Here is a 13,162-nt window from a genome sequence, read left to right on the forward strand (position 1 = left end):
AAAAGTGTGATCTTCTGCTGGAAATTCTGCTTTTGCCCTGGCGGTCAAAGAAACGTTTCGCTCCTTAGTGTAGGGTACGCCCTTTCATATAGCGCGTGGTCTGTGGGTATGTACGAGTTTAATCTGGTGTTGCTGCTGCTTCAGCAGATGTGTGTCTTTTTGGTCATCGCGTGGTTGATGAGCAAAACGCGCCTGTTTATCCCGCTGATGCAGGTCACCGTGCGTCTCCCCCATAAGTTGCTGTGCTACGTCACCTTCTCCATCTTTTGCATCATGGGCACTTATTTTGGCTTGCACATCGAGGATTCTATCGCCAACACACGCGCGATAGGCGCGGTCATGGGTGGCCTGTTGGGTGGGCCGGTGGTAGGTGGTTTGGTTGGTTTAACTGGCGGTTTGCACCGTTACTCAATGGGCGGTATGACAGCGCTGAGCTGCATGGTGTCGACCATTGTCGAGGGTTTACTCGGCGGCCTGGTACACAGCATTCTTATCCGTCGCGGTCGTAGCGATAAAGTTTTTAATCCCCTCACGGCCGGGGCGATTACCTTTGTGGCTGAGATGGTGCAGATGGCGATCATTTTGCTCATCGCACGTCCGTTCAGTGACGCGCTGCATCTGGTGCAAAGCATCGCCGCGCCGATGATGGTCACCAATACCGTCGGTGCCGCGCTGTTCATGCGTATCCTGCTCGATAAGCGGGCGATGTTTGAAAAATACACCTCTGCGTTTTCCGCGACAGCCCTCAAAGTGGCGGCGTCCACCGAGGGGATTTTGCGGCAAGGATTCAACGAAGAAAACAGTATGCGCGTGGCCCAGGTGCTGATTCAGGAACTGGATATCGGCGCGGTGGCAATCACTGACAGAGATAAGCTGCTGGCCTTCACCGGCATTGGCGACGATCACCATCTGCCCGGTAAACCTATTTCTTCGCGCTACACGCAAAAAGCCATCGACACCGGCGAAGTGGTGTATGCCGATGGCAACGAAGTGCCGTATCGCTGCTCGATTCACCCTCACTGCAAACTGGGGTCGACGCTGGTTATTCCATTGCGCGGGGAAAACCAACGGGTGATTGGCACCATCAAACTGTATGAAGCGAAGAATCGGCTGTTCAGCTCAATCAACCGTACGCTGGGCGAAGGTATCGCGCAGTTACTCTCGGCGCAGATTTTAGCCGGGCAATATGAACGGCAAAAAGCGCTGCTCACTCAGTCAGAAATCAAACTGCTCCACGCGCAGGTCAATCCTCATTTCCTGTTTAACGCCCTGAATACGTTGATGGCGGTGATCAGACGAGACAGTGAGCAGGCCGGGCAACTGGTGCAGTATCTGTCGACCTTCTTCCGTAAAAATCTCAAGCGCCCGTCGGAGATTGTGACTCTGGCAGATGAAATTGAGCACGTGAACGCCTATCTGCAAATCGAAAAAGCCCGCTTCCAGGCGCGGTTACAGGTGCAGCTCAGCGTGCCGCCTGCGCTGGCACATCATCAGCTACCGGCCTTCACCTTACAGCCGATAGTGGAGAACGCCATTAAACACGGCACGTCGCAGTTGCTGGGCGTGGGCGAAATTACAATACGAGCCAGCCTTGATGAACGCTGGCTGCAGTTGGACATTGAAGATAACGCCGGACTGTATCAGCCGAATCCGCAGTCCAGCGGGTTGGGCATGAACCTGGTCGACAGGCGTTTACGGACTCGATTTGGCGATGAGTGTGGAATAACTGTTGCCTGCGAGCCGGAAAAATTCACCCGTATTACTCTGCGACTGCCTCTGGAGGACAACGCATGCTGAAAGTGTTAATTGTGGATGATGAGCCTCTGGCACGCGAAAATCTGCGCATCCTGCTTGAAGCGCAAGCAGATCTGGAGATAGTCGGTGAGTGCGATAACGCGGTTGAGGCCATTGGGGCAGTGCACCGTTTGCGCCCGGACGTGCTGTTTCTGGATATCCAGATGCCGCGGATCAGCGGGCTGGAAATGGTCGGCATGCTCGACCCGGAACATCGCCCGTGGGTGGTTTTTTTGACCGCCTTTGATGAATATGCGGTCAAGGCGTTTGAAGAGCATGCTTTTGATTATTTGCTGAAACCGATTGAAAAACCGCGGCTGGATAAAACACTCGCTCGGTTGCGACAGACCCGAACACAGCAGGATATGTCGCTGCTGGGTGAAAGCCAGCAGGCGCTGAAGTTTATCCCTTGCACCGGGCACAGCCGTATCTGGTTATTACAGATGGAAGACGTGGCGTTCGTCAGTAGCAGAATGAGCGGTGTCTTTGTCACCGATCGTGAAGGAAAAGAAGGCTTTACCGAACTGACGCTGCGCACCCTGGAAAGCCGCACGCCGCTGCTGCGCTGCCATCGCCAGCATCTGGTGAACATGTCGCATCTGAAAGAAATCCGCCTTGAAGAGAACGGTCAGGCTGAGCTGTTGCTTAAGGCCGGGCAAACGGTGCCAGTCAGTCGTCGCTATCTTCGCAGCCTGAAAGAGGCGATAGGGCTGTAAAACTGGTACACTTCGCGCTAATCGCATCATCGATAGCTGAAGGCACTATGGTAAGTAATGATATTTTGCGCAGCTTGCGCTACACACTGAAATGCAACAACAACGATCTGGTGCGCATTCTGGCGCTGGCCGGAATGGAATCCACGTCAGCAGGTTTCGATACCTGGATGACCAAAGAAGATGAAGAAGGCTTTGTTCGCTGCCCGGACATTATCCTGTCTGGTTTTTTGAACGGTCTCATCTACGACAAACGCGGGAAAGATGAGTCTGCACCAGAGCTGGCGCTTGAGCGTCGGATCAACAACAACGTGGTACTGAAAAAACTGCGCATCGCGTTTTCTCTGAAAACCGACGACATTCTGGCGATCATGACCGAGCAAAAATTCCGTGTTTCAATGCCGGAAATCACCGCGATGATGCGTGCTCCGGATCATAAAAACTACCGTGAATGTGGTGACCAGTTTATGCGTTATTTCCTGCGTGGGTTGACCAATCGGGTCCACGCCGCGAAGCCATAATATTCTTCCCAGAATAAGCGCGAAAAAAAGCCGGAGACATGCTCCGGCTTTTTCGTTTATTTCACCTGCTGACCAGGCTGCGCACCGCTGTCCGGGCTTAACAGGAAAATATCTTTCCCGCCAGGGCCTGCGGCCATCACCATGCCTTCTGAAATGCCGAAGCGCATTTTGCGTGGGGCCAGGTTAGCGACCATCACCGTCAGGCGACCAATCAGCGCTTGTGGGTCTGGATACGCGGAACGAATGCCGGAGAAGACATTGCGTTTCTCGCCGCCGAGATCCAGCGTCAGTTGCAGCAGCTTGTCAGAGCCTTCCACGAACTGGGCGTTTTCAATCAGCGCGATACGCATATCGACTTTTGCGAAATCATCAAAGGTGATGGTTTCCTGAATCGGATCGTCCGCCAGCGGGCCGGTCACCGGGGTGCTGTTCAGGGCTTTCACTTCTTCCTTAGAGGCTTCAACCAGCGCTTCAACCTGTTTCATGTCGATACGGTTGTAGAGCGCTTTGAAGGTGTTCACCTTGTGGCTGAGCAATGGCTGAGCAATCGCATCCCAGCTCAGTTCGCTGTTGAGGAAGGCTTCAGAACGCTCTGACAGCAGTGGCAGAACCGGCTTCAGGTAAGTCATCAGCACGCGGAACAGGTTGATGCCCATGGAGCAGATGGATTGCAGGTCAGCATCGCGGCCTTCCTGTTTTGCCACCACCCAAGGAGCCTGCTCATCGACATAGCGGTTAGCCAGGTCAGCCAGCGCCATGATTTCGCGGATGGCTTTACCGAACTCACGGCTTTCCCAGGCTTCACCGATAGTCTGTGCTGCGTCGGTAAAGGTTTTGTACAGCACAGGGTCAGCCAGTTCAGCCGCCAGCACGCCGTCGAAACGCTTGGCGATAAAGCCTGCGTTACGGGACGCCAGGTTCACCACTTTGTTAACGATGTCGGCGTTCACACGCTGGACGAAATCTTCCAGGTTGAGGTCGATATCGTCGATGCGGGAAGAGAGCTTCGCGGTGTAGTAATAACGCAGGCTGTCAGCATCGAAGTGGTTCAGCCAGGTGCTGGCTTTGATAAAGGTGCCGCGAGATTTTGACATCTTCGCACCGTTCACCGTCACATAACCGTGGACGAACAGGTTGGTGGGCTTGCGGAAACCGCTACCTTCCAGCATGGCTGGCCAGAACAGGCTGTGGAAGTAGACGATGTCTTTACCGATGAAGTGATACAGCTCAGCATCGGAGTCTTTTTTCCAGTATTCATCGAAGCTGGTGGTGTCGCCGCGCTTGTCGCACAGGTTTTTGAAAGAACCCATGTAGCCAATTGGCGCGTCCAGCCAGACGTAGAAATACTTGCCCGGCGCACCTGGGATTTCGAAGCCGAAATACGGCGCATCGCGGGAGATATCCCACTGTTGCAGGCCGTGTTCAAACCACTCCTGCATCTTGTTCGCTACTTGCTCCTGCAGCGCGCCGCTGCGGGTCCACGCTTGCAGCATTTCGCTAAAGGATGGCAGGTCAAAGAAGAAGTGTTCAGATTCACGCATCACTGGCGTCGCGCCAGACACCACGGATTTCGGCTCGATAAGCTCGGTTGGGCTGTAGGTTGCGCCGCACACTTCGCAGTTGTCGCCGTACTGATCCGGGGATTTACATTTCGGGCAGGTGCCTTTAACGAAACGGTCCGGCAGGAACATGCCTTTTTCCGGATCGTAAAGCTGAGAGATGGTGCGGTTCTTAATAAAACCGTTCTCTTTCAGGCGACCATAAATAAGCTCAGACAGCTCACGGTTCTCGTCGCTGTGCGTCGAGTGGTAGTTGTCATAGCTGATGTTAAAGCCCGCAAAGTCGGTCTGATGCTCCTGACTCATTTCGGCAATCATCTGCTCCGGGGTGATACCAAGCTGCTGAGCTTTCAGCATGATTGGCGTACCGTGGGCGTCGTCGGCGCAGATGAAATTGACCTGATGGCCGCGCATTCGCTGGTAACGGACCCAGACATCAGCCTGGATATGCTCCAGCATATGACCGAGGTGGATGGAGCCGTTGGCGTACGGCAGAGCGCACGTTACCAGAATTTTTTTCGCGACTTGAGTCATAGTGAACATTACTTCCTGCTTTTGAAAGGGGTATCGAGTTTACCAAACTGGCCTTTATTGCGCTACGCAAGCGGGGCATTAATCCAGAGTTGAATAATTATTACCTGCCAGCGGCTCTCGCAGTTACAATTAGACCTTTCAGAACACCTAAAAAGGAGTCGGGATGAGTTCACAATCCCAGGCCAAATCCCCGGAGCGTTTGCGTGCGATGGTTGCAGGCACGTTGGCCAATTTTCAGCACCCAACCCTGAAGCACAACCTCACCGCGCTCAAAGCGCTGCATCACGTGGCGTGGCTCGATGACACCGTGCATATCGAAATTCAAATGCCCTTTGCCTGGCACAGCGCTTTCGAAGAGCTCAAAGAGCAGTGCAGCGCTGAGCTGCTGCGCATCACTGGCGCGAAGGCTATCGACTGGAAGTTGTCGCATGCTATCGCCACGCTGAAACGCGTGAAAAACCAGCCGGGTATTAACGGCGTGAAGAACATCATTGCCGTCAGTTCAGGTAAAGGTGGTGTGGGCAAATCGTCCACGGCAGTGAACCTGGCGCTGGCGCTGGCCGCTGAAGGGGCGAAGGTGGGCATTCTGGATGCAGATATCTACGGCCCGTCCATTCCGATGATGCTGGGCGCAGAAGATCAGCGTCCTACATCGCCAGACGGCACCCACATGGCGCCAATCATGAAATTTGGCCTGGCCACTAACTCCATTGGTTATCTGGTGACTGACGACAACGCCATGGTATGGCGGGGTCCGATGGCAAGCAAAGCGTTGATGCAGATGCTGCAAGAGACGCTGTGGCCGGATCTGGATTATCTGGTGCTGGATATGCCACCGGGCACCGGTGATATTCAGCTGACGCTGGCGCAAAACATTCCTGTAACCGGCGCACTGGTGGTCACCACACCGCAGGATATCGCGCTTATCGATGCCAAAAAAGGCATCGTGATGTTCGAAAAAGTCGAGGTGCCGGTGCTCGGCATTGTCGAAAACATGAGCATGCACATTTGCAGCAACTGCGGCCACCACGAACCGATTTTCGGTACCGGCGGTGCAGAGCGCCTGGCGCAGCAGTACCACACGCAACTGCTGGGGCAAATGCCACTGCACATCAGCCTGCGCGAAGATCTCGACCGCGGCACGCCAACCGTTGTGGCGCGCCCTGACAGTGAATTCACCAGCCTGTATCGCCAGCTCGCCGGGCGTGTTGTTGCCCAGCTGTACTGGCAAGGCGAAGTCATCCCGGGTGATATCGCATTCCGTGCTGTCTGATTTCGTCGCCTAAAGCCTCATACCAGGCCACCTTCTCAGGTGGCTTTTTTCATACTAAGGGGTGCAACCCTTTCGAGGTATTCAGCCAGCGTGGGGCTTGCATGGTGTCTGCCAGAAAACTGGTGAGATCGTAGAGTAATCCTTGCAGCGTTTCATCAATGCGCAGGGTGCGCGGGCTGCCGGAGAGCAGTTCGCTCAGGGCGATGCAATATTCACACAGCAAGTCACTTTCTGTGTCCATTGTCGGTGAGGTTGTGGGCCGAACATTGACGGTGAACTGTTCGACCAGGGCGTCAGGGATCGGATCGTTCAGTGTGGGGTGAAGCAGGCTCAGACACTGGTGCAGACGCTGATAAAGCGCTTGTTGTGTCAGCATATCCTCTTCATCGAGGGCCGTGGCAGCGAGATTTTCGCAGTGCTTTATCGTGTCGATAAAATCGCTCTCAGGTTCCACTTCAACGTACATAAGGGGGTGGGTCCAGACTGCTGGTGCTTCCATTGCGATCGCCTCCATGATGGCGTAACCACTGTTTTTATATACAGGCATTGTAAGCGATGATGAAGAGACAGCAACGAGGAATAGCGCAACCAGGATCGCAAAACGGAATGAAAATGAATGTATGCAGTGGGCAGAGGCATCAGGCCAGACGGTAATGCATCAGCCAGTAATCGCCGTCAGGCGAAATTCCCTGGGCTTCCTGCTGCCATCCGTGACGCAGGTAAAACTGCAGGGCATGTTCATTTTGCACCAGGCATTTCAAGGCTCCGGTGCTGGTGAAGGTGGACTGCACCTTTTCCAGCAAGGCATGGCCAACGCCTCGCCCCTGAAAGTCGGGATCGACGAATAAATTATGCAGGAAATTATCGCTTTCCCACACCGAAGCAAACCCGGCGCGGTGCCCGTCAATGTCGGCTACCCAGAGTTGTTCGTCGAGTGTGGCGGCGTCGAAATCCTCAAGCTGCCACTCTGACGAGTTCATCCAGGGCCAGCTGATTTTACGGGCGCGAAGAAATAAGGTGCGCAGGAAAGGGCGATCAGATTCTTGTCCGGGGCGAATGATCATGCTCTTCTCCGGCGTGAAATGACTGTGAGCACCAGGGATGCTCACAGCGGGCACGATTAGCGATGATAGAAAATCTCGCCGTCGTAGACTTTAAGGATTTTGCCATCAGCGTCGGTGATCAGCACGTAGTTGCCACCCATATACGTCCAGTGGCTTCCCGCGTCAGGGGCTGGCAGGTTACGTAACTGCCACTGTTTAATGTTGTACTCTTCAGTGCGGTACATTTCCGGCACGGCATCGCCGATGTTGAAATGGGTGAAATCCGCAATAAACTCTTTCAGTTCATATTTCTGAATCCCGGAAGTCGACACCGTTGCGGGTGCAGCCGATACCGCACCGGCTGTCGCCAGCAGTACGCCCAGAAGCATCATTTTTGTTTTACGCATTACCTTCTCCACACAGTCTTTCAATCGATAGCCGGGACTAAAATTCGCAGCCCCGTATCATTCCTGATGCGACTGCCTGCTGGCAAGTGTCTTGCAAGCAAAAAAGTGTAAGCAAACCCCGAAAAACGCGGATGTTTGTAGTCTGGAAAGGGCTTTTTGAGACGATTCCGGTGAATCCGGTTTACACTATCAGGCGTTAACGACAGGAGAAGAAAATGCTCAGACTGGAAGATCTGACATTGTTTGTGCGTGCCGCGGCACTGGGCAGCTTCAGCGTGGCGGCACGAGAAGCCGGTTTTGCGCCGGCTCAGGTGAGCGCCGCCATCAAACGCCTTGAAACTCAGCTCAATATCCGGTTATTCGCGCGTTCGACGCGAAGCCTGCGCTTAACGCCGGAGGGGGAAACCTGGCTCCCTTACGCCACGCAAATGCTGGAAACGTTGCAGGCCGGGCTGCAAAAAATTCAGGCACCGGAAGATGAAGTACGCGGAACGTTGCAGATTGCGGTGCCTTCAGATTTAGGGCGCAACCTTTTGCTCTCTGTGTTTCAGGATTTCAGGCGACGTCACCCGGCGCTGCGGCTGAGAATATTATTCTCGGACAATTTAACCGACGTGTTTAAAGACCCCGTTGATGTCGCTTTTCGTTACGGCGTGATTGACGACGCTTCGTTTATTTCTCTGCCGGTCGCCGCGGAAAACCGCCGGGTGCTGGTGGCCTCACCGGAATGGATCTCTCGCAATGGCGAACCCAAAACACTGGAAGATCTTCAACAAAAGAATGCGCTGACTTATCTGTTGCGAGGCAGGCTTTACGATCGCTGGACGTTGTTCCGCGACGGACAGCGGCACGAGGTTCAGGTCAACAGCAGCATTATGAGCGACGACGCGGAAGTGATTCACCGCCTGGCGCTGGCGGGTGAAGGCATCGCCAACAAGTCATGGCTGGATGTGTGTGAGGATGTGGCAGAAGGGCGATTGCGCTTAATCTTGCCGGACTATCAAGGCGATGTCGTGCCCCTGAATATGATTTGCCCGCACCGTAAACAACTCTCTGCCGGTGTGCGCTTGCTGTATGATGCGGTTCGTGAAAAATGCGCTCCGCTTATCCAAAAATATCCAGTCTGATCCTGCCCTTACGGCATAATAATAGTGACTTCATGTTTTGATACATTATTGTTGTGCCTTAAAAATGTCTTTCAGAGCATCCTCGTGGATATTGGAGTGGGAAAAGTGATATTTATTTTAAAATAACCTTGTGTTTGTCGTGATAAGTGAATGTCGGTATTCTTTGTCTGCCAATCCTGTCTGCACTAGCTGACACTTCAAATAAGCCAGTTGATACATGTATAAATTGACGATTCATCCTTCAAGATACTTGAAGGAGGAAAATACGCTATTTAACACCCTTATGCTTATTGCAACGACGCTGCTGTTTTACAGCTTAAGCAACGCGTTGCAGGTTGAGGGGCATGTCGCGCTGTTCTGGCCTTTAAACGCCGTGCTGGTAGGGTTGTTTTCTCGGTATTCTTTCTTCAACCGTCCTTATTATTATACGGTCAGTCTGCTGTCGTTATTGGTGTGGGATAGCTTCTTCACAATAAACAGTCCAGGGGCGGTGCTGGTGAATGTCTCCAATATTAGTTTCGTGCTGATATTGGTGAACTGTATTTTGCGAGAAGGCCCAGCCACAGCAGAAACGGTAAAATTAAATGTATTGCGACTCTACAGCTATTGCTTGCTTAGCGCATTACTGTGTTCTGTGCCTGGAAGTTATGGTTTTGCGTTATCCGGTTCTGCGTCATTTCGTGATGTTTATCCGGTCTGGTTTAGTGAAGAATTTTCGACCAGCGTCCTGATCTTACCGTTTTTATTGACGTGGACAGGCTCACTGAGCTTTCGCTCGTTTGCGCCTAAAAAGTTAATACCGCTGATCACGCTGATCCTGAGTCTGACGGTTTCAGGGCTGAGCGGCGGCATTGGCAGTTTGTCGATGACGCTTCCGGCTTTGATTTGGTGCGCTATCAGCTACTCGCTACCGACGACCTGCCTGTTGACGATGCTGACGGGCACGGCGGAAGTGCTGATGGTGGATGCTCATTGGGTGTATACCAACCTGACCGGGCACATTACCCAGGTGTTCTCCGCGCGCATGGGCATTGCTTCCATTGCCATTAGCCCGGTGATTGTGGCGGCGAGCGTACAGGCGATTAACACCCTGGTGAAGCAGCTGTCAGCGCGAGCCAATTACGACTATTTGACGCGAGTGCATTCCCGCTACGGATTGTATGAGCAGTTGAAAGCGCAGGATCAGAAGGCGGTCAACACCCCGCTGAATGTCATGTTGCTGGATATCGACCACTTTAAAAACATCAATGATACCCACGGTCATGATTGCGGCGACAACGTGCTCTCGGCCTTTGCCAGCCGGGTTCAGGAAGTGGTCGGTGAGCAAGGCATTGTGGCGAGAATGGGGGGCGAAGAATTTGCCGTCGTCATGCCTGATGCCTCAGAGGGAAAAGGCTATCGCCTGGCGGAGGCCATTCGCGAAGAAATAGAACAAATGGAGCTGACGTGGGGAAGCGACACCTTAACGCTCACCGTCAGCATCGGGCTTAGCCATGGTGAAGCCGCACGCCGTGGCATTGTTGACTCGTTCGACAGGTTGCTCACAGAAGCGGATCACTATTTGTATCAGTCCAAAAAGACCGGCCGCAACAGGACGAGCGCGGCACCTTCGGTCATGGATAAACATCTGGCGCATTCTGCCTCCTGAGAGGCCATCGTGCCTCTACCATCAACCTCTCATTCTTTAGAGCTTAACCGTCCCGAGATCTATGGAAATGTCGTCCTTAAAAGCGTACCCGTTCACCTTGTTCAGAAGCGTGATGGTCATTTTGTTGGTTACTCTAATAGTGATGGTCACCTCGGCGACCTGCTTTTTTGACTATCAAAGCCGCCAGAACGGTAATCAGATGAGCCAGCAATTGCTGCTGACCCAAAGCGAAATGGCACAGCACATGCTGGAAGAGTACCTCGATAACCCTCATGAATTGAGCCATCTGTTGCAGCAGTATTTGCAGGGCGGGCAAAGCAGTCTTAACAATGAAATGATCCGCCCGGAAATGGTGTACCTGACCTCGCGGGCGTTTTCGGCTATTCCTGCCTTCCACAGCTTTTCCTGGTCTGAGGCCAACGGTGAACATTTTGCGATTTTACGCGACAAACCTGGCAGCCGGATTTATCTCGAACGCACAGACAGCCGGAACCCGAACCTGCTCATCAGCTACAACGGGCTGAGCGAAGAGACCAACATCGTCAAATCCAATGACAACTTCGATGTTCAGGCCCAGCCCTGGTTTCGTTCGGCGCAGCTTCAGCACAACCCCTGGTGGACGACCACGCCTGACAAACAAGGGCTAATCGCCACCTTGCACTCTCCGGTTTATGCCAACAAAGGGCGGTTTCTGGGCGTGATTTCCAGCAGCCTGAGAGTGGCTGAGATGAGCCAGTTTCTGGAAAGCATCAAACCCGGTAGCGACTATTCGTTGATGCTGATTGGCCCGGATCAGCAGGTGATCGCCAGCACGGATAACGCACCTCCTTCCGCTCAACTTGCTGATCCGCAGAGTGAAGACGCTATTCAGACGTTTGAAGTGGGCCAGAAAACCTGGCTTGCGACCACGTTTGATGTTCAGGACAGTGAGCATTTGCTGAACTGGCGCGGTGTATTGATGGTACCGAAAACGGCGGTGCTGGCCGGGAGCAAGCAGCAGCACCTGCTTATCTCATTGAGCATTGTGATAGTGATTCTGCTGTTGATGGCCGCGCTGGGCGTGGTGATCATGCGTTTCACCGGTTCGTTGAAGGAAACCGTTAAAAAACTCCGTCAGCGTGGGCTGACACCGTGGCATAAAGAGCAGGGAAGCCAGTTCTTCCCTGAGTTGGTTGAACTAAATCAGGCGTTATCGAGCGTCTCACAGGCTTACCCAGCGGCAGCAGGATCACCGCGAAACAGCCTCGAAGAAGATTCTGACACCCACTTTCTGACCCGTGGCGGCCTGCTGCATACAGCTGAGCTGTACGACAACCGTAATTTGCTGGCCATGATTCAGGTCAGCAACTTCAACTCGGTAAAAAATGCCCTCGGCACTACGCTTGCCAAAGAATTTATTCAGCATTTTGCAGAGCGCCTGCGCAGCCTGTTGCCGGAAGGCGCGTTGTGCTGCCGCGACCGTGAAGACACCTTCATCATCGCCTTTGCTGGAATGTATGAACACAAAGACGTGACCTGGTACCGTTCAATCTTGTCGTCCGTTTTCCGCATGAACCCGACGGAAATGGGCGGAGAGTCGCCTCTCTTCACCGGGCATGTGGGCATGGTGATTGAGCCTGTCACCAAAGAGAACATCAGCGAGTGCCTGCGAAATGTAAGCCTGGCCGTTCAGCATGCTCAGAGCCAACGCAACGGCACCTGCGAGCTGTTCACGCCGGAAATGCGTGAAGAAGAAGTGCATAACCTGCGTCTGCATCAGGCGCTGCGCGACGATTTGCAGAATGAAGGTTTTCACCTGGTCATGCAGCCTATCGTGCCTTTTGTCGAAGGTGCGCCCTGTTGTGAAGGTGAGTGCCTGATTCGCTGGCAATCCAATGTGCTGGGCTTTGTGCCTCCGGACAAATTTATCGCCCTGGCGGAACATACCGGGATGATCGTCCCGCTGGGCAAATGGATTATTGAAACCGCCTGCCGTGAGCTTGCGGATTTCATTGCGCGCGGTGCTCCGAAGGACTTTAAGCTGCATGTCAACATTTCTGCGGTTCAGCTCTCGCAGCCAGATTTCTCCCGCCATCTGCTGGAATGCATTCACCGTTACGAGCTGAACAACAGCAACATCTGTATCGAGATAACCGAAAGCGTGCTGCTGCACGACACGCACCGCATTGTCGAGATCCTCGCTTATCTGCGTCGTCTGGGCATTTCCGTGGCGATAGATGACTTTGGTTCGGGGTATTCAAGCCTCTCATATTTGCATTCGTTGCCGTTCGATTGCCTGAAAATCGACAGAGGGTTCGTGCGCAACGTACTGGATGACAAGAAAAGTGAAGCGGTGATCGCTTCGGTGTTAATGCTGTCGCAAAGCTTTGAGGTGCCGCTGGTGGCGGAAGGGGTGGAGACAGCGGAAATGGCAGCCAAGCTGCTGGCGATGGGATGCGATTTGGCGCAGGGATATTACTACTCACGACCGAAACCTTTTGCCGATTTTACCCCGGCAGAAGGCCAGTTTGTTGTTCTGCCTGACTGACAGACTGGCGAAACCA

The 13,162-nt window shown here is 53.4% G+C and carries 11 protein-coding genes; 7 read left to right on the plus strand and 4 right to left on the minus strand.

From position 1 onward, the window contains the following. The first annotated feature begins 108 nt into the window (after positions 1-108). The 3 genes from ACI2I2_RS07960 to ACI2I2_RS07970 are packed head-to-tail and all read left to right on the plus strand — an operon-like array spanning position 109 to position 3,028. Entirely contained in the window at positions 109-1,797 is a 1,689-nt protein-coding gene (locus ACI2I2_RS07960; RefSeq protein WP_404657427.1) for a LytS/YhcK type 5TM receptor domain-containing protein, read from the plus strand. Beyond that, positions 1,791-2,510, plus strand: a complete 720-nt coding sequence (btsR, locus tag ACI2I2_RS07965) for a two-component system response regulator BtsR (protein ID WP_404657428.1) — start codon at positions 1,791-1,793, stop codon at positions 2,508-2,510. The genes ACI2I2_RS07960 and btsR overlap by 7 nt, the downstream gene beginning before the upstream one ends. 47 nt (positions 2,511-2,557) lie before the next feature. Further along, the gene (locus ACI2I2_RS07970) at positions 2,558-3,028 is read left to right on the plus strand and encodes a DUF1456 family protein (protein ID WP_330982431.1); all 471 of its coding nucleotides are present in this window, start codon (positions 2,558-2,560) and stop codon (positions 3,026-3,028) included. Between the two features lie 56 nt (positions 3,029-3,084). On the opposite strand, the gene metG is transcribed toward ACI2I2_RS07970, so the two are convergent. Beyond that, positions 3,085-5,121: a methionine--tRNA ligase gene (metG, locus tag ACI2I2_RS07975; protein ID WP_404657456.1), complete on the minus strand. Its 2,037-nt coding sequence runs from the start codon at positions 5,119-5,121 to the stop codon at positions 3,085-3,087. Positions 5,122-5,284: 163 nt separating this feature from the next. Between metG and apbC the strand changes: the two genes are divergently transcribed. Continuing rightward, positions 5,285-6,394: an iron-sulfur cluster carrier protein ApbC gene (gene apbC, locus ACI2I2_RS07980; RefSeq protein WP_404657429.1), complete on the plus strand. Its 1,110-nt coding sequence runs from the start codon at positions 5,285-5,287 to the stop codon at positions 6,392-6,394. 49 nt (positions 6,395-6,443) lie between these two features. On the opposite strand, the gene ACI2I2_RS07985 is transcribed toward apbC, so the two are convergent. The 3 genes from ACI2I2_RS07985 to ACI2I2_RS07995 all read right to left on the minus strand — a co-directional run bounded on the left by ACI2I2_RS07985 (position 6,444) and on the right by ACI2I2_RS07995 (position 7,844). Beyond that, positions 6,444-6,893 carry a hypothetical protein gene (locus tag ACI2I2_RS07985; protein ID WP_404657430.1) on the minus strand — a complete coding sequence of 150 codons (450 nt, stop codon included), beginning with the start codon at positions 6,891-6,893 and terminating at the stop codon, positions 6,444-6,446. A gap of 139 nt (positions 6,894-7,032) precedes the next feature. Continuing rightward, positions 7,033-7,458, minus strand: a complete 426-nt coding sequence (locus ACI2I2_RS07990) for a GNAT family N-acetyltransferase (protein WP_404657432.1) — start codon at positions 7,456-7,458, stop codon at positions 7,033-7,035. A gap of 56 nt (positions 7,459-7,514) precedes the next feature. Then, positions 7,515-7,844, minus strand: a complete 330-nt coding sequence (locus tag ACI2I2_RS07995; RefSeq protein ID WP_404657433.1) for an RcnB family protein — start codon at positions 7,842-7,844, stop codon at positions 7,515-7,517. Positions 7,845-8,059: 215 nt separating this feature from the next. Here ACI2I2_RS07995 and ACI2I2_RS08000 point away from each other — a divergent pair, with 215 nt between their 5' ends. The 3 genes from ACI2I2_RS08000 to ACI2I2_RS08010 all read left to right on the plus strand — a co-directional run bounded on the left by ACI2I2_RS08000 (position 8,060) and on the right by ACI2I2_RS08010 (position 13,146). Continuing rightward, positions 8,060-8,971, plus strand: coding sequence for a LysR family transcriptional regulator (locus tag ACI2I2_RS08000; RefSeq protein ID WP_404657434.1), 912 nt, complete (start codon positions 8,060-8,062; stop codon positions 8,969-8,971). Positions 8,972-9,254: 283 nt separating this feature from the next. Then, the gene (locus ACI2I2_RS08005; RefSeq protein ID WP_404657435.1) at positions 9,255-10,619 is read left to right on the plus strand and encodes a diguanylate cyclase; all 1,365 of its coding nucleotides are present in this window, start codon (positions 9,255-9,257) and stop codon (positions 10,617-10,619) included. 67 nt (positions 10,620-10,686) lie between these two features. Continuing rightward, positions 10,687-13,146 (plus strand): EAL domain-containing protein, encoded by a 2,460-nt coding sequence (locus ACI2I2_RS08010; protein ID WP_404657436.1) that lies wholly within the window; start codon positions 10,687-10,689, stop codon positions 13,144-13,146. Positions 13,147-13,162: the final 16 nt, after the last annotated feature.

This window comes from Scandinavium sp. NPDC088450, assembly GCF_044900545.1.
Lineage (GTDB): Bacteria > Pseudomonadota > Gammaproteobacteria > Enterobacterales > Enterobacteriaceae > Scandinavium.